We start from the raw sequence: 17,067 nt of genomic DNA on the forward strand, positions 1-17,067 counted from the left end.
TGCTGCAGGACGGCTGGCTGCACAGCTTATACCGACCGTTCGTCCCTTATCACCGGCATGCCACCCGGGTGTAACCGGACTGCCGCAATCGGTCTGCTCTACTCATGCCCGCCTTCCCACCCCCCATACAAGAGGAATAGCGCATGACTCGTGATTACGATCCCGGCCGCCGCAACCTGCTCAAGGGCAGCCTGATTGCCGCCGCCGTCGCTGGCACCCCGTTTCTCGGCGCCCTGGATGCCTATGCCCAGCGCCACGCCAGCGGCAAGGGTCGCCACCTGAGCCGTAGCAGCTATGGGCCACTGAGCCCGGTCAAGGACCAGAGTACCGGTCTGGAACTGCTGCAACTGCCCGAAGGCTTCCAGTACCGGACCTTCTCCTGGGCCGGTGACCTGATGGAGAACGGCCAGCCGGTGCCCGGCTCGCATGACGGCATGGGTGTCATCGACGTACGCCGCGGACCGAACGGGCCGGAAGTGGTGCTGGTGCGCAACCACGAGGCCGGCACCGGCGAGCTGATCCAGGCCAACGGCATCTACGACGACGTGACCCTGGCCAACGGCCAGCGCCCGGCCGGCGGCACCACCAACCTGTACTTCTCGATGGACAACGGCCACGAGGTACGCACCCTGCCGAGCCTCGGCGGCACGCGCACCAACTGCGCCGGCGGCGTGACGCCCTGGGGCACCTGGCTGTCCTGCGAGGAGACCACGGCCGACTACAGCAGCGTCGGCGGCCGCCGCCACGGCTATGTCTTCGAAGTGACCGCCGACCCGGTGCTGACCACCGGCGAGCCGATCGTGCAGATGGGCCGCTTCGCCCACGAGGCGGTCGCGGTCAACCCGCAGAACAGCTACGTCTACCTCACCGAGGACGCGCGCAACGCCGCCGGCTACTACCGCTTCATCCCGGCCAATGCCAGCCAGCAACCCGGTTCGCTGGCCGCCGGCGGCATGCTCCAGGCCGCGCGCGTGCGCAACCTGGCCAACGCCGACCTGCTGACCCCGCGCGTGGGCGACAGCTACCAGCTGGAATGGGTGGATATCGCCGATCCGGACATGGCCCCGCAACCGGGCGCCAGCGGGCCGTTCTTCCAGGCACGCAACGCCGGCGCACTGCGCATGAGCCGTGGCGAGGGCATCTGGTACAGCCAGGGCCGCCTGTTCATCGTCGACACCAGCGCCGGTGTCGATGCCCAGGGCCGCGCCGGCTACGGCAACGGTGCGGTGTGGATGCACGACCTGAGCAGCGACCTGATCACTTGCGTGTTCGCTTCCAGCGACCCGGAAGTGGCCAACAATCCCGACAACATCACCGTCAGTCCCCGTGGCGGCGTGCTGATGTGCGAGGACGGCGGCGGCGCCAACGACGAGTTCGGCTTCGGCGAGCGCCTGCTCGGCCTGACCAGCGAGGGCGAGGCCTACATCTTCGCCAAGAACAACATCGTCTTCGACGACGTCCAGGCCGCGGCGGCCGGCAAGCGTGCCTCCGGCGGCGACTACCGCGACCGCGAGTTCGCCGGTGCCTGCTTCGACCCGAGCGGCCGCTTCCTGTTCGTCAACTGCCAGACGCCGGGCATTACCTTCGCCATCTGGGGCCCGTGGCAGCGCGGCTCGCTGTAAGCGCCGCGGCCGCTGGCAGCGGCCGCTCCGCCCAGCCGGGCAAGGACGGGTCTGCAGGCTTCGCGCTTGCAGGCCCGTTCTGCATTGCGGGCCTGTCTAGAGCTGGCGGACCTTCAGCGAACGGCCCTTGATGCGGCCCTCGGTCAGCCGCTTGAGCGCCTTGCCGGCGAGCTCGCGATCGACGGCGACCAGGGTCTGGTAGTCGAACAGGGCGATCTTGCCGACCTTGTCCCCCGGGATGCCGGCCTCGCCGGTCAGCGCGCCGAGCACGTCGCCGGGGCGCAGCTTCTCCTTGCGTCCGGCGGCGATGCACAGCGTGCGCATCGGCGGCAGCAGTGGCTCGTCGCTGCGCGGCTTGAGGCTGGTCAGCGGGTGCCAGACCAGCGGCGCCTGCTGCAGCTGCTCGATGGCCTGCGCGCGGTACGCCTCGGCCGGCGCCACCAGGCTCGCCGCCAGGCCCTTGCGCCCGGCGCGGCCGGTGCGGCCGATGCGATGCACATGCACCTGTGGGTCGCGCGCCAGCTCGACATTGATGACCATGTCCAGGGTATCGATGTCCAGGCCGCGGGCGGCGACGTCGGTGGCCACCAGCACCGACAGGCTGCGGTTGGCGAACATCGCCAGCACCTGGTCGCGCTCGCGCTGCTCCAGCTCGCCATGCAGCGGCTGGGCGTAGATGCCGCGCGCCTCGAGGTAGTCGACCAGCTCCTGGCACTGCTGGCGGGTGAAGCAGAAGGCCACGCAGCTCTGCGGGCGGAAGCACTCGAGCAGGCGCAGCACGGCGTCCATGCGCTGCTCCGGAGCGATCTCGTAGAAGCGCTGCTCGATCTGGCTGTCGTCGTGCAGCGCCTGCACCTCGATGCGCAGCGGATCGCGCAGGAAGCGCGCCGCCAGCTGCTCGACGTCCTCGGGGTAGGTGGCCGAGAACAGCAGCGTCTGCCGGCGCGCAGGGGTCTGCTCGACGATCTCGGCGATGGCATCGTGGAAGCCCATGTCGAGCATGCGGTCGGCTTCGTCGAGCACCAGGCGGTTCAGCCCGTCGAGCTTCAGCGTGCCCTTGCGCAGGTGCTCCTGCACGCGGCCGGGGGTGCCGACGACGATGTGCGCGCCGTGCTCGAGCGAGCCGATCTGCGGGCCGATCGGCACGCCGCCGCAGAGGGTGAGGATCTTGATGTTGCTGGCGGCGCGGGCCAGCCGGCGCAGCTCCTTGGCGACCTGGTCGGCCAGTTCGCGGGTCGGCACCAGGACCAGCGCCTGGCAGCCGAAATAGCGCGGGTTCAGCGGCTCGAGCAGGGCGATGCCGAAGGCCGCGGTCTTGCCGCTGCCGGTCTTGGCCTGGGCGATCACGTCGCGGCCCTGGAGCATGGGCGGCAGGGCACTGGCCTGGATCGGCGTCATCTGCAGGTAGCCGAGGGCGGCGAGGTTGGCCTGGGTCGCGGCGGACAGCGCCAGGCTGGAAAAGGAAGAGCTGGACACGGCAGGGTTTCCGGGCGGAGGGCGCAGTCTAGCAGGTGCCCGCCACGGCCGGCCGCAAACATCCTGTAAACAGCCGGGCGGAACCCAGCGCCGGCCAGGGGGCTCGGAGAGGACACCACTGGCCATTCGGAGACCCCCGCCTTGCTTCGCCTCCTGTCTTTCGCGGCTGCCGTGCTGGCACTGCCCGCCGTCGCCGACCAACCCCACCTTTATGGACGCTACGAGAACATCCGCATCGAGACCCTGGGCCAGGTGCTGCCGGCCAAGATGGACACCGGCGCCATGACCGCCTCGCTGTCGGCACGCGACATCGAGGAGTTCGAGCGCGACGGCCAGCAATGGGTGCGCTTCCGCCTGGCCGTCGAGAACGCCGACGACACCTGGTACGAACGCCCGCTGCTCGGCATCAGCGAAATCAAGCAGCGCGCCGAGGAGGGCGCCGCGCTGGACCCGGATGCCGAACCGCCGCGCGCCCGGCGCCCGCTGGTCGGCCTGCAGCTGTGCATCGGCGACCGCCTGCGCGAGGCCGAGGTCAACCTCACCGATCGCTCCCACTTCAGCTATCCGCTGTTGATCGGCGCACAGACCCTGCGCGACCTGCAGGCCGGGGTCGACCCGGCGCAGCGCTACACCGCAGGCCGGCCGGCCTGCTAGGGTGCAACCACGTGCGGCGGCCGAACCCGCGTGGTCCTGTCGCCGCCGTTTCGGGTCTTTTCAGCTGCGGTAATACCGCTGCCATCGTCCGGCAACAAACTTCGGTGAAAGTGTCTTGCCGGAATACTTGGATTTTAATTGTCATCCTGGCTGTTTTATTGATGTGCGCTAGGCTGAATATTCGATTCGTTCTGCTCGTTAATTAATACAGCTAACTTCGCTTGAATTGACGGGCAGTATTGCAGGCTATCTGCCATGCAACTTCGGCACCCCGGATAATTGGCCTGTGTGCATCGCTGCGGCCCGCCTTCGGCGACGCTCCGGGGCGGCCGCTGCAGCGCGGCTGGCGGCAAACCGGGCCGGTCTTCGTCGTGACCGATGCGTCACGCGGGCCAAAGCCCTCGCGGCGATTCGCCTGGGTTGCGCGAAGAAGCCCGCCGATCGCCCCCTGCGCGGCCCGATCGGCCCTCCAGGGCTTCGGTCAGACTAAAGTCGGGGCTTTCGGAGCCTCACGCACCTTTGTTAGATTCTAGATGTGGGCTTCCACCACTTGCGAATAACAATAAGGCGGAGAACGGCTATGGCCGAAGATAAAAATAATGCTGCTGCATACTGGAAGGCGAACGTTCGCCTCATAACATGGAGCCTCGTAGTCTGGGCTCTCGTCTCCTACGGTTTTGCAATCGTCCTGCGTCCGCTGTTGGCCGGTATCCCTGTCGGGGGTACTGATCTCGGCTTCTGGTTCGCCCAGCAGGGTTCCATCATCACGTTCATTGCGATCATCTTCCACTACGCGTGGCGGCTGAACAAACTGGACAAGGAATTCGGGGTCGAGGAGTAACCAGAATGAGCCAATATTGGATCAACATGCTGTTCGTGGGCGCCTCGTTCCTGCTGTACATCGGGATCGCGGTCTGGGCTCGCGCCGGTTCGACCAAGGAGTTCTACGTCGCCGGTGGTGGCGTTCACCCCGTGACCAACGGGATGGCGACCGCGGCGGACTGGATGTCCGCGGCCTCCTTCATCTCCATGGCCGGTCTGATCGCCTCCGGCGGTTATGCCACCTCCGTCTACCTGATGGGCTGGACCGGTGGCTACGTGCTGCTGGCCATGCTGCTGGCGCCCTACCTGCGCAAGTTCGGCAAGTTCACCGTGCCGGACTTCATCGGTGATCGTTTCTACAGCCGTGGCGCCCGTCTGGTCGCCGTGATCTGCCTGATCCTGATCTCCGTGACCTACGTGATCGGCCAGATGGCCGGTGCCGGCGTGGCGTTCTCGCGCTTCCTGGAAGTCAGCAACTCGGCCGGTATCTGGATCGCCGCCGCGATCGTGTTCGCCTACGCCGTGTTCGGCGGCATGAAGGGCATCACCTACACCCAGGTGGCTCAGTACATCGTGCTGATCATCGCCTACACCATCCCGGCGGTATTCATCGCCATGCAGCTGACCGGCAACCCGATCCCGATGTTCGGCATGTTCGGTACCCACGTCGATTCCGGCGTACCGCTGCTGGACAAGCTGGACCAGGTGGTCACCGACCTCGGCTTCGCCGCCTACACCGCCGACATCGACAACAAGCTGAACATGTTCCTGTTCACCCTGTCGCTGATGATCGGTACCGCTGGCCTGCCGCACGTCATCATCCGCTTCTTCACCGTACCGAAGGTGGCTGATGCCCGCTGGTCCGCCGGCTGGACCCTGATCTTCATCGCCCTGCTGTACCTCACCGCTCCGGCCGTGGCCTCCATGGCGCGCCTGAACCTGGTGCAGACCATCTATCCGGAAGGCCCGAAGGCCGAAGCGATCCGCTACGAAGATCGTCCGGAGTGGGTGCAGACCTGGGAGCGTACCGGCCTGATCAAGTGGGAAGACAAGAACGCCGACGGCCGTGTACAGATGTACAACGACGCCAACGCCGCCTTCACCCCGACCGCTCAGGAGCGTGGCTGGAACGGCAACGAGCTGACCGTGAACAATGACATCATCGTTCTGGCCAACCCGGAAATCGCCAACCTGCCGGGCTGGGTCATCGGCCTGATCGCCGCGGGCGCCATCGCCGCTGCACTGTCCACCGCTGCAGGCCTGCTGCTGGCCATCTCCTCGGCCATCAGCCACGACCTGATCAAGACCCTGATCAATCCGAAGATCAGCGAGAAGAACGAGATGCTGGCGGCCCGTCTGTCCATGACCGCGGCGATCCTGCTGGCTACCTATCTGGGTCTGAACCCCCCGGGCTTCGCGGCCCAGGTCGTGGCCCTGGCATTCGGTCTGGCGGCAGCGAGCCTGTTCCCGGCACTGATGATGGGTATCTTCTCCAAGCGCGTGAACAGCGTCGGCGCGGTCGCCGGTATGCTGGTGGGCGTGATCAGCACCGCCGTGTACATCTTCCTGTACCTGGGCTGGTTCTTCATCCCCGGCACCGCGAGCATCCCGAACACCCCGGACCAGTGGTGGATGGGCATCTCCCCGCAGGCCTTCGGTGCCGTGGGCGCGATCCTCAACTTCGCCGTGGCCTACGCCGTGTCGATGGCCACCCAGGCTCCGCCGCAGGAGATCCAGGATCTGGTCGAGAGCGTGCGTACCCCGAAGGGTGCTGGCGCTGCGCTTGATCACTGATCGATAATGCGCCACCTGTCGGACCTGGTCTGACACCGCAGTAGAGTCGGGCTTCCATCTGGAAGCCCGATTTTTTTAAGGAAGGCTATTTATGTTCTGGCATCTCATCGCAGCAATAGTCGCCGGCGTGGCCGGTGCGGGGATCGCGCTGGCCCTGCGCGCCCTGACGCGCAAGCGGCTGCCGAAATGGATCATCCCGGTGTTCGCCGGCCTGGGCATGCTCGGCTACACCGTCCATTACGAATACACCTGGTTCGAGACGACCCGCGAGCGCCTGCCCGAGGGTTCGGTCGTCGTTGCCAGCGAGGAAGGCGACATGCTCTGGCGACCCTGGACGCTGAAGTATCCGATGCCGCTGGTCTACACGGTGCTCGACGCCGCCAACGCGCAGATCCAGGACAGCCCCCAGGGCCGGGTCGGTCGCTTCGTGCTCTATCGTTTCGAGAAGAAGCACCTGCTGGCCAGCGTGACGAGCGGCAAGTACCAGCTGCTGTGCAGCGAGCGGGCGATGTTCCGCCTCAACGATGAGGGCCAGGCCAAGCTGGAGACCCTGACCGAACTGGACGCCGATGCGCCGCTCTACCGCGCCATCTGCGAGTAATCCCGGGGTTCGATAAGGCGTGCCGGCCACCCATGGCCGGCGGCCTTCTTCGACGTCTGGCCGGGCGCCGCTGGCTCAGAACGAATGCAGCGCGGCCTGGCGCGAGCGCTTCCAGAAGCGCAGCCGCTGGTTGAGCTCGTCGATGCGCTCGAGGCCCATGCGCTGGGCGCGATTGAGCAGGATCAGGGCGATCTGCGCGGTGGCCATGGCATCGGCGGAGGCGTGGTGGCGCTGCGGGATGTCGATGCGGAAATAGTCCAGCCAGTGATCCAGCCCGCCACGGTGGATCAGCGCCTGGGGAAACAGCATCGGCGCCAGGTCGGCGACATCCATGAAGGTGTTCTGCAGGCTATGGCCCAGTTCCTTCTTCAGCGCGCGCGCCAGCATGCGCTGGTCGAACGGTGCATGGAACGCCAGGATCACGCTGTCGCCGGCGAACTCCATGAAGCGCAGTAATGCCTCGGCCGGTGGCAGGCCGCGGGCCAGCTGGCTGGGCGCGATACCGTGGATCAGCACGCTCTCGGTCACCTTGACCTGGCGGTTCAGGGTGCACTCGAACTGCTGCGAGAAATCGATCGCGCCGTGCTCGATGGTGACTGCGCCGATGGAGATGACCAGGTCGCGCTTGAGGTGCAGGCCGGTGGTTTCCAGGTCCAGCACCACCATGCGCTGCCGGCGCAGCGGGACCGGCCCCAGCGCAGCGGGCTGCGGCAGCTGCGCCAGGCGCTGCTGCTGGTCGAGCGTGAGCTTCGGCCCGCGCGGTTGAAACCAGGTCATCTTCATCGCCGACTCACAGCTGGTAGCGCAGGGCCAGGCCTGCCTGCAGGCGCTGGGCCTGGCGGAAGGACTCGCGCAGGATGCGGCGGTCCAGCGCATTGAGCGTATCTGGGTCCAGGCGATTGGAATAGGGCGCTCCGTCGCGTGCCTGCTGCTGGTGGTGCTGCATGCGCGTCTGCTGGATGAAGTGATAGGCCTCCTCATAGGCGGCGCCGTCCTTGGCCTCGATGACTCGCTTGTCGACCAGCTGGCGCAGGCGCTCGAGGGTGTTGCACTCGCCGATGCCATGGGCCAGCGCCAGCAGGCGGGCGCCGTCGACGAAGGGCGTCAGGCCTTGCACCTTGAGGTCCAGCGTGGCCTTGCCGTCGCCCTTGCGAGCCACCACGAAGTCGCGGAAGCGGCCCACCGGCGGCCGGTGGCGCAGGGCGTTCTCGGCCATCATGCGCTGGAACAGGCGGTTGTCGGCGATCTCGTCGAGCAGCGCCTGGCGCAGCTGCTCGCAGCCTTCCTGCGGCCCCCAGACCGCGCGCAGGTCGAAGAAAATGGTGCTGCTGAGCAGGTTCTCCGGCGTCGCCTCGCGGATGAACGAGCTGAAGCGCCGGCCCCACTCCTGGCGCGACAGGCACAGTTCCGGGTTGCCGGCCATGATGTTGCCCTTGCACAGGGTGAAGCCGCAGGTGTCCAGGTCGCGGTTGATGCGCTCGGCCAGCGGCAGCAGCCGCCCGCGGATCAGCGCAGCCTCGGCGGCGTCGGCCGCCTCGAAGAGGATGCCGTTGTCCTGGTCGGTGTGCAGGGTCTGCTCGCGGCGGCCTTCGCTGCCGAAGCACAGCCAGGTGAACTCGATGCCCGGGTCGCCCAGCTCCTGGACGGCCAGCTCGATCACCCGGCACACGGTGTGGTCGTTGAGCAGGGTGATGATGTGGGTGATCTGCGTGGAGGAGGCCCCGTGGGCCAGCATGTTGTCCACCAGCTGCTTGATGTTGTTGCGGATCAGCACCAGCGACTCGACGCGGTCGGCATGGCGGATGGTCTGCGCCAGGTGCACCAGGTCCACACGCTGCAGGGAGAACAGGTCGCGCTCGGAAATGACCCCGCAGAGCAGGCCGTTCTTCACCACGCAGACATGGGCGATGTGCCGCTCGGTCATGGCGATGGCCGCATCGAAGGCGGTGGCTTCCGGCGGCATGTGGAATGGCGCCTGGGTCATGAAGGTCGAGATCGGGCTGTCCAGGTCGCCCTCGCGGGTGCCGATCACCCGGCGCAGGTCGCGCAGGGTGAAGATGCCCAGCGGGTGCTGCTCGGCATCGACGATGACGATGCTGCCGACGTTCTCGGCCTGCATCAGGCCGACCGCCTGGCCCAGCGGCAGGGACGGCAGGCAGGAAACCGGGTGGTGCAGCGCCAGCTCGCCGAGGGTGGTCTCCAGCGAATACTGCTCGCCGAGGCTTTCCACCGCGCGCATCTGGGCCTGCTGGTTGACCAGGTCGAGCAGGCTGCTGACGCCGCGCATGGCGAAGTCGCGGAAGGTGCTGGAGATCGACACCAGCTTGACGAACGCCGGCTTGCCGAGCAGCAGGCAGAAGGTGTCCTCGGCGGCCAGGTGGGCGGTACGCGTGGCGCGCTCGCCCATCAGCGCGGCCATGGGGAAGCATTCGCCGACCGTCACCTCGAAGGTGGTCTCGGTGCCGCGCTTGGCGCTATGCGGACGCTGCCCGTGCACGCGGCCCTGCTTGACGATGTAGAAGTGCTCGACCACGCCGTCTTCCGGCGCAACGATGCAGTCGCCCTCGGCGTAGAAGCGCAGCTCGCAGTTCTCCACCAGGTAGGCCAGGTGCGGCGTTTCCATCTGGTTGAAGGGCGGGAACTTGCGCAGGAATTCCATGGTGCCATGGATGTTCTGCATGACCGCGGTCTTGCCTGCCTCGGCGAAAGCATCGGCTTTGCTCATGGTGCTATTCCACTTTTTGTTTCATGTTCGGCTGCGCCCGGTTGCCGGCACATTGGACGTAAGTCTAGTCAGCGCGGCGCCGGCCCAGGCTGACCGGAGTCAGTGCCCGTGCGGGCTGCGGGGATTTTCCGGCGGGCATGAAAAAACCGCCCCGAAGGGCGGTTCTTTGTGCAGCGGGCTTGGCGGGTTACAGGCCGTTCTTGGCCTTGAACTCGCGGCGGCGGCGGTGCAGGACCGGCTCGGTGTAGCCATTGGGCTGCTTGGTGCCTTCGAGGACCAGCTCCAGGGCGGCCTGGAAGGCCACGCTGTTGTCGAAGTCCGGCGCCATCGGGCGATACAGTGGGTCGCCCTCGTTCTGCCGGTCGACCACGGCGGCCATGCGCTTGAGGCTCTCGACCACCTGCTCCTGGGTCACCACGCCGTGGCGCATCCAGTTGGCCACGTGCTGGCTGGAGATGCGCAGGGTGGCGCGGTCTTCCATCAGTGCGATGTCGTTGATGTCCGGCACCTTGGAGCAGCCGACGCCCTGTTCGACCCAGCGGACCATGTAGCCGAGGATGCCCTGCGAGTTGTTGTCCAGCTCGTTGCGCTTCTCTTCCTCGCTCCAGTTGGTGTCCTGCGCCAGCGGCAGGGTGAGGATGTCGTCGATGGACGCCTTCTCGCGCTTGGCCAGCTCGGCCTGGCGCGCCTGCACGTCGACCTTGTGGTAGTGCATGGCGTGCAGGGTGGCGGCGGTCGGCGACGGGACCCAGGCGGTGTTGGCGCCGGCCAGCGGATGGCCGACCTTCTGCTCGAGCATCGCCGCCATCAGGTCGGGCATGGCCCACATGCCCTTGCCGATCTGGGCCTTGCCCTGCAGGCCGCAGGCCAGGCCCACGTCGACGTTGTTGTTCTCGTAGGCGCTGATCCACTTCTCGGCCTTCATGGCGGCCTTGCGCACCACCGGGCCGGCTTCCATGGAGGTGTGGATCTCGTCGCCGGTGCGGTCGAGGAAGCCGGTGTTGATGAACACCACGCGCTCGCGCGCTTCCTTGATGCAGGCCTTGAGGTTGATCGTGGTACGACGCTCCTCGTCCATGATGCCGACCTTGAGGGTGTTGCGCGGCAGGCCGAGGACGTCCTCGACGCGGCCGAACAGCTCGCTGGCGAAGGCGACTTCTTCCGGGCCGTGCATCTTCGGCTTGACGATGTAGACCGAGCCGGTGCGGGTGTTCTTGCGGCTGGTGTTGCCGTTGAGGCTGTGGATGGCGATCAGGCTGGTGAACAGGCCGTCGAGGATGCCTTCCGGCGCTTCGTTGCCGTCCTTGTCGAGGATGGCATCGTTGGTCATCAGGTGACCGACGTTACGGATGAACAGCAGCGAGCGGCCATGCAGGGTCAGCTCGCCCTGGCCGTCGGCCTTGGTGTAGACGCGGTCCGGGTTCATCGCGCGGGTAATGCGCTTGCCGCCCTTTTCCAGCTCCTCGACCAGGTCGCCCTTCATCAGGCCGAGCCAGTTGCGGTAGACGATGGTCTTGTCGTCGGCGTCGACGGCGGCGATGGAGTCTTCGCAGTCCATGATGGTGGTCAGCGCCGCTTCCATCAGGATGTCTTTCACGCCGGCGGCGTCGGTCTGGCCGATCGGGCTGGCCGGGTCGATCTGGATCTCGAAGTGGATGCCGTTGTTCTTCAGCAGCACGGCGACCGGTGCGCCGGCTTCGCCCTGGAAGCCCTGCAGCTGGGCCGGGTTCTTCAGGCCGCTGGTGCTGCCGTCCTTCAGCGAGACGACCAGCTTGCCGGCTTCGATGCGGTAGCCGGTGGAGTCGGCGTGGGAGCCGGCTTCCAGCGGCGCGGCCTGGTCGAGGAAGGCGCGTGCGTAGGCGATGACCTTGTTGCCACGGATCTCGTTGTAGCCCGGGCCCTTGGTCGCGCCGTCTTCTTCGGAGATCGCGTCGGTGCCGTACAGGGCGTCGTACAGCGAGCCCCAGCGGGCGTTGGCGGCGTTCAGCGCGAAGCGCGCGTTCATGATCGGCACCACCAGCTGCGGGCCGGCCATGCTGGCGATCTCTTCGTCGACGTTCTGGGTGCTGGCCTGGAAGTCTTCGGCTTCCGGCAGCAGGTAGCCGATTTCCTGCAGGAAGGCCTTGTAGGCCGCGGCATCGTGGGCCTGGCCGGCGCGGGCCTGGTGCCAGGCGTCGATCTTGGCCTGCAGTTCGTCACGCTTGGCGAGCAGCGCGCGGTTCTTCGGCGCCAGGTCATGGATGACCCGGTCGGCGCCGGCCCAGAAGGCGGCGGCATCGACGCCGGTACCGGGGATCGCCTCGTTGTTCACGAAGTCGTACAGGACTTTGGCGACCTGCAGGCCACCGACTTGAACGCGCTCAGTCATTACTCGCCTCACTTGGTTCTCGTATCCAGAACGGACAGAAATTTCTTGTAGTCCGGGTCGGCGGATACTACATGAGCCATCGGGAAAATGCAGTCCGCCGTCGGTAGCAGCCGATTCCCAGCGCGCCGCTCTGGGCTGCTATACCTAAGGGGCCCAATTTTTCCGTAGAGGAGCCTTCGATGGACCATCTCGTGCTAACCGTGATCGCCCAGGATCAGCCCGGACTCGTCGAGCGACTGGCCAAGTGCATCGCCGGCCACGGCGGCAACTGGCTGGAAAGCCGCATGTCGCGCATGGCCGGGCAGTTCGCCGGCATCCTGCGCGTGGCGGTGCCGCAGCAGGCGCATGCCGGGCTGATCGAGGCGCTGCAGGGCTTGCAGGACCAGGGCATCCGCGTGCTCTTCGCCGCCAGCGGCGCGGAGCCGGAGGCGCAGTGGCAACAGATCCGCCTGGAGCTGGTGGGCAACGACCGGCCCGGTATCGTGCGTGACATCACCCGGCTGCTGGCCGAGCACGGCGTCAACCTGGAGCGCCTGGACACCGACGTGCTGCCGGCGCCGATGAGCAGCGAGCTGCTGTTCCACGCCAATGCGCGGCTGGCGGTGCCGCCGGGCCAGGCGCTGGACCAGCTGCAGCAGCGCCTGGAGACCCTGGCCGATGACCTGATGGTCGAGCTCAGCCTGCAACCGGCCGAGTAGCGCGCATCAGCCGCCAGGTGTCGATGCTATAGATCGCCAGCCCGGTCCAGATGAAGAAGAACGCCATCTGCCGCTCGGCCGGGAAGGGCTCGTCGAACAGCTGCACGGCGAGGATCAGCAGCAGCGTCGGGGTGATGTACTGCAAGAAGCCCAGGGTCGAGTAGGGCAGGTGGCGCGCCGCGGCGTTGAAGCACAGCAGCGGCACCAGCGTCACCGGCCCGGCGGCCACCAGCCAGAGCGCCTCGGGGGTGCGCCACAGCTCCGGCTCGGTGCTCGCGCCGCTGCCAAAGAAGAACAGCCAGACCAGCGCGACCGGCAGCAGCAGCCAGGTCTCGACCACCAGCCCGGGCAGCGCCGCCACCGGCGCCTGCTTGCGCAGCAGGCCGTAGGTGCCGAAGCTCAGCGCCAGCGCCATCGAGACCCAGGGGAACTCGCCCAGGCGCAGCAGCTGCAGGCAGACGCCGGTCGCCGCCAGCCCCACCGCCAGCCACTGCAGCGGGCGCAGCCGCTCGCGCAGGATCACCAGCCCCAGCAGCACGTTGACCAGCGGGTTGATGTAGTAGCCCAGGCTGGCCTCGACCATGTGGCCGTGGTTGACCGCCCACACGTAGATCAGCCAGTTGCTCGCGATCAGCAGGCTGGAGATCGCCAGCACGCCGATGCGCCGCGGGTGCGCGAGCAGTTCGCGCAGCCAGCCGGGGTGGCGCCAGACCAGCAGCACCAGGGTGCCGAACAGCGCCGACCAGATCGCCCGCTGGGTGACGATCTCCAGCGCGGCGAAGCGTTCGATGGACTTGAAGTAGAGCGGGAACATGCCCCAGATGCCGAAGGTGACGAGCCCCAGCAGGTAGCCTTTGCGCAGGTCGGCGGTTGCCATTGAGAGCCTTCTCGGGCGGCAGGAAAGCCGCTCATTGTGCGCTTTTGTCGCAGGCCTAGGAAGCGCCGGATAGAGCGCCGCCGGCCCCGTCGAAACACCCTGGAATAGTGCCCGGAAGCGGCCGACGGAACGCCGGCGGCGGGGCATTCGTCTCACCTGCATGGCGACCGCCGCGTGCGGCGCCGGACCTGTGCGGAGGTGAGCATGAGACTCGAGAACAAGGTCGCGCTGGTGACCGGCAGCACCCAGGGCATCGGCCGCGGCATCGCACTGCGCCTGGCCCGCGCCGGTGCCGATGTGATCATCAATGGCCGCGAGGCCGACGAGGATGCCCGCGAGAGCGCTGCGCTGGTGCGCGCCGAAGGCCGCCGCGCCTGCATCCTGGCCGCCGACGTGGCCGATGCCGGGCAGTGCCGGCGCCTGGTGCGCGAGGCCGTCGCGCAGATGGGCCGGCTCGACATTCTGGTCAACAACGCCGGCATCCAGAAGCACGCGCCCTTCCTCGACGCCAGCGAGGCGGACTTCGATCAGGTGCTGGCGGTCAACCTGCGCGGGCCGTTCTTCCTGGCCCAGGCCTTCGCCCGCCATCTGCGCGACGCCGGCCACGGCGGGCGCATCATCAACAACAGCTCGGTGCACGAGGACCTGCCGCACCCGAATTTCGCCAGTTACTGCGCCAGCAAGGGCGGGCTGAAGATGCTCATGCGCAACCTGGCCATCGAGCTGGCCCCGCTGGGCATCACCGTCAACAACGTCGCGCCGGGCGCCATCGAGACGCCGATCAACCGCGAGCTGATGCAGCAGCCGGGCAAGCTCGACCGGCTGCTGGAGCAGATTCCCGCGCGCCGCCTCGGCCAGCCGCGCGACGTGGCCGGCGCGGTGGTCTTTCTCGCCTCGCCGGAGGCCGACTACATCACCGGGACTACACTGGTGATCGATGGCGGCCTGCTATGGAACTACAGCGAGCAATGAGCGAAGTCGACCCGTGCCATGCGTTCGTCCATGACCTTTCGCGCGTCTCGGTCGCCGATACCCTGTCGCCGGCCGAGCGCTACCAGGAGCTGTTCGTCGCCGTGCAGATGCACAAGGTGTTCGACGACAGCAAGACCTTCGTCGACTGCGCGCCGCTGCGCCATCCGGAGGAAATCCTCGAGGACTACCGTCGCCGTGTCGACACGCCGGGCTTCGACCTGGCGCGCTTCGTCGCCGAGCACTTCAGCCACTACGAACTGCCGCGCCAGGCCTTCGTCGCCAACCCCGACGACAGCCTGGCGCGGCACATCGACCGCCTGTGGCCGGTGCTCACCCGTCACCCGCGCGAGCATCCGCCGTACTCGTCGCTGCTGCCGCTGCCCTTCGACTACGTGGTGCCGGGCGGGCGCTTCACCGAGCTGTACTACTGGGATTCCTACTTCACCATGCTCGGCCTGGACGAGAGCGGCCATTGCGAGCTGCTGCGCGCCATGGCGGACAACTTCGCCTACCTGATCGACACCTACGGGCATATCCCCAACGGCAACCGCACCTACTACCTGGGCCGCTCGCAGCCGCCGGTGTTCGCCCTGATGACCGACCTGTTCGAGGAAACCGGGGTCCACCGCGCCAGCGACTACCTGCCGCAGCTGCGCAAGGAGCATGCGTTCTGGATGAGCGGCGGCGACGGCCTGCAGCCGGGCGAGGCGCACCGGCGCTGCGTGCGCCTGGTCGACGGCAGCCTGCTCAACCGCTACTGGGACGAGCGCGACACGCCGCGCGAGGAGGCCTACCGCGAGGATGTCGAGACCGCGCGCCACGCCGGGCGACCGGCCTACGAGGTGTACCGCGACCTGCGCGCCGGCGCCGAGTCGGGCTGGGACTTCTCCTCACGCTGGCTGGATGACCCGCACCGGCTGTCGAGCATCCGCACCACCAGCATCCTGCCGGTGGACCTCAACAGCTTCCTCTACAAGCTGGAGCTGCAGATCGCCCGGCTCAGCGAGGTGCGCGGCCTGCGTGGCTGCGCCGAGACCTTCGCCGACAAGGCCCGGGCGCGGCGCCAGGCAATGGACCGCCACCTGTGGAACCCGGCGCTCGGCGCCTACTTCGACTACGACTGGGCGCGCCGCCAGCCGCGCGACAACCTCACTGCCGCCACCCTGGTGCCGCTGTTCGTCGGCCTGGCCGATGCCGCGCAGGCCGAGGGCGTCGCTGCGCTGGCGCGCAGCCGCCTGCTGGCGCCCGGCGGCCTGCGGACCACCGAGGTGTACGGCAGCGGCGAGCAGTGGGACTGCCCCAACGGCTGGGCGCCGCTGCAGTGGATGGCCATCCGCGGCCTACAGCACTACGGCCACGACGGCCTGGCGCTGGAGATCGAGCGGCGCTGGCTGGCGATCGTCAGCTACCTGTTCGAGCGCGAGGGCCGGCTGCTGGAGAAATACGTGCTGCGGCCCTGCACCGAGCACGCCGGTGGCGGCGAATACCGGCTGCAGGACGGCTTCGGCTGGACCAACGGCGTCACCCGCAAGCTGATGCAGGAAGATCCCAGCCACCGCGCCAATCGCTGCCACATGGGCAAGCCCGGCTGCTGAACGGCGCGGTCGGCGTCAGGGCCGGCGGTACGGGCTGTCGGCCAGCGGCGACAGGTCCAGCGTGCCCTTGTCGACGAAGCGCTGGGTGCCGAACAGGCCGCCGGCCAGCTTGCCGCGTAGCACGTAGGGCACTGCGTCCATGCCGCTGTGCTCGGCCAGCCCCAGCGCCTGGCGGGCCACCGAGAACGCCGAGATGCTCACCGGCACCTGCAGCAGCGCCTCGCCGAAGCGCGGCACCGTGCCCTGGCGGTCGCTGACGCCACTGGCCAGGCGGCGGCCGTTGACGTCCAGCGACAGCGCCACGCCGTGGTAGTCGATCGGCGTGGTATTGGGGTTCTGCAGGCGCAGCTTGACCAGCAGGCGCAGCTCCAACCCCTCGCCCGGCAGCGGCTCGATGCCGGCGACCTGCACGTTGAGCGGGTCGCGCGTGGAGAAGGCGGCGCAGCCCGCGAGCGAGAGCGCCAGCAGCAGCGCCAGTAGCCGGCCGGCCAGGCGGAAGGTGAGCGACGGCATGGGGATTCCTCGAAACCAGGGACGCACAAGCATAGTCGAGCCGGCCGCCCGACCAGGCCACCGGCCGGCGCGTGGCCCAGGCTTCGACTGCCCGCTGCCGTGCCAGTGCTCCGGGCATGGGCGGCGGCTGCGACTTTCCGCCAATGGCCGGCGGTGGCGCGCTCTGGGACAGTGCGCAGGCCAGGCCCGCCTGGCGTTGCCGGATGCCCACAAGGCGCCGGCAACGCGCCCCTGGATCGACCCCTAACCGCGGTCGATTGGTGCCCACGACCTGCGTCGCTGACGCACGGGCGGCCCATACGGCCGTCACGCCATGACGACCGCCGCCCATCGGTGGCGGTCGCCGTTTT

14 protein-coding genes are annotated in these 17,067 nt (G+C 67.7%); 8 read left to right on the plus strand and 6 right to left on the minus strand.

Annotation, left to right across the window (positions count from 1 at the left end; translation table 11 throughout):
• Positions 1-143 precede the first annotated feature (143 nt).
• A complete protein-coding gene (locus L3N39_RS03045; RefSeq protein WP_237255718.1) occupies positions 144-1,622 on the plus strand; it encodes a PhoX family protein in 1,479 nt (492 codons plus the stop codon).
• Between the two features lie 96 nt (positions 1,623-1,718).
• On the opposite strand, the gene dbpA is transcribed toward L3N39_RS03045, so the two are convergent.
• On the minus strand, positions 1,719-3,098 hold the full coding sequence (gene dbpA, locus L3N39_RS03050; RefSeq protein WP_237255719.1) for an ATP-dependent RNA helicase DbpA: 1,380 nt from the start codon (positions 3,096-3,098) through the stop codon (positions 1,719-1,721).
• Between the two features lie 141 nt (positions 3,099-3,239).
• Between dbpA and L3N39_RS03055 the strand changes: the two genes are divergently transcribed.
• From L3N39_RS03055 to L3N39_RS03070, 4 genes are all read left to right on the plus strand, one after another.
• On the plus strand, positions 3,240-3,752 hold the full coding sequence (locus tag L3N39_RS03055) for a retropepsin-like aspartic peptidase RloA2 (protein WP_237255720.1): 513 nt from the start codon (positions 3,240-3,242) through the stop codon (positions 3,750-3,752).
• Positions 3,753-4,332: 580 nt separating this feature from the next.
• Positions 4,333-4,593 carry a DUF4212 domain-containing protein gene (locus L3N39_RS03060; protein ID WP_237255721.1) on the plus strand — a complete coding sequence of 87 codons (261 nt, stop codon included), beginning with the start codon at positions 4,333-4,335 and terminating at the stop codon, positions 4,591-4,593.
• Positions 4,594-4,598: 5 nt separating this feature from the next.
• Positions 4,599-6,368, plus strand: a complete 1,770-nt coding sequence (locus tag L3N39_RS03065) for a sodium:solute symporter family protein (protein ID WP_237255722.1) — start codon at positions 4,599-4,601, stop codon at positions 6,366-6,368.
• Positions 6,369-6,459: 91 nt separating this feature from the next.
• A complete protein-coding gene (locus L3N39_RS03070) occupies positions 6,460-6,969 on the plus strand; it encodes a hypothetical protein (protein ID WP_237255723.1) in 510 nt (169 codons plus the stop codon).
• A 75-nt stretch (positions 6,970-7,044) separates the two neighbouring features.
• Here the strand turns inward: L3N39_RS03070 and L3N39_RS03075 are convergent, their stop codons facing one another.
• The 3 genes from L3N39_RS03075 to L3N39_RS03085 all read right to left on the minus strand — a co-directional run bounded on the left by L3N39_RS03075 (position 7,045) and on the right by L3N39_RS03085 (position 12,062).
• On the minus strand, positions 7,045-7,752 hold the full coding sequence (locus L3N39_RS03075; RefSeq protein ID WP_237255724.1) for a 3'-5' exonuclease: 708 nt from the start codon (positions 7,750-7,752) through the stop codon (positions 7,045-7,047).
• Between the two features lie 7 nt (positions 7,753-7,759).
• Positions 7,760-9,694 carry a putative nucleotidyltransferase substrate binding domain-containing protein gene (locus L3N39_RS03080; RefSeq protein WP_237255725.1) on the minus strand — a complete coding sequence of 645 codons (1,935 nt, stop codon included), beginning with the start codon at positions 9,692-9,694 and terminating at the stop codon, positions 7,760-7,762.
• Positions 9,695-9,881: 187 nt separating this feature from the next.
• Positions 9,882-12,062 (minus strand): malate synthase G, encoded by a 2,181-nt coding sequence (locus L3N39_RS03085; RefSeq protein WP_237255726.1) that lies wholly within the window; start codon positions 12,060-12,062, stop codon positions 9,882-9,884.
• A gap of 179 nt (positions 12,063-12,241) precedes the next feature.
• Here L3N39_RS03085 and L3N39_RS03090 point away from each other — a divergent pair, with 179 nt between their 5' ends.
• Complete coding sequence (locus tag L3N39_RS03090) at positions 12,242-12,760, plus strand: glycine cleavage system transcriptional repressor (RefSeq protein ID WP_237255727.1); 519 nt, start codon at positions 12,242-12,244, stop codon at positions 12,758-12,760.
• Here the strand turns inward: L3N39_RS03090 and rarD are convergent.
• Positions 12,738-13,637 carry an EamA family transporter RarD gene (gene rarD, locus L3N39_RS03095; protein ID WP_237255728.1) on the minus strand — a complete coding sequence of 300 codons (900 nt, stop codon included), beginning with the start codon at positions 13,635-13,637 and terminating at the stop codon, positions 12,738-12,740. The two genes, L3N39_RS03090 and rarD, sit on opposite strands and share 23 nt — an antisense overlap.
• 204 nt (positions 13,638-13,841) lie before the next feature.
• Here rarD and L3N39_RS03100 point away from each other — a divergent pair, with 204 nt between their 5' ends.
• Positions 13,842-14,609 (plus strand): SDR family NAD(P)-dependent oxidoreductase, encoded by a 768-nt coding sequence (locus L3N39_RS03100; protein WP_237255729.1) that lies wholly within the window; start codon positions 13,842-13,844, stop codon positions 14,607-14,609.
• Entirely contained in the window at positions 14,606-16,204 is a 1,599-nt protein-coding gene (treF, locus tag L3N39_RS03105; RefSeq protein ID WP_237255730.1) for an alpha,alpha-trehalase TreF, read from the plus strand. The genes L3N39_RS03100 and treF overlap by 4 nt, the downstream gene beginning before the upstream one ends.
• A gap of 15 nt (positions 16,205-16,219) precedes the next feature.
• On the opposite strand, the gene L3N39_RS03110 is transcribed toward treF, so the two are convergent.
• Complete coding sequence (locus L3N39_RS03110) at positions 16,220-16,717, minus strand: LEA/WHy family protein (protein WP_237255731.1); 498 nt, start codon at positions 16,715-16,717, stop codon at positions 16,220-16,222.
• Positions 16,718-17,067 lie beyond the last annotated feature (350 nt).

Source organism: Pseudomonas oligotrophica (genome assembly GCF_021726475.1).
In the GTDB taxonomy this organism is placed as follows: domain Bacteria; phylum Pseudomonadota; class Gammaproteobacteria; order Pseudomonadales; family Pseudomonadaceae; genus Stutzerimonas; species Stutzerimonas oligotrophica.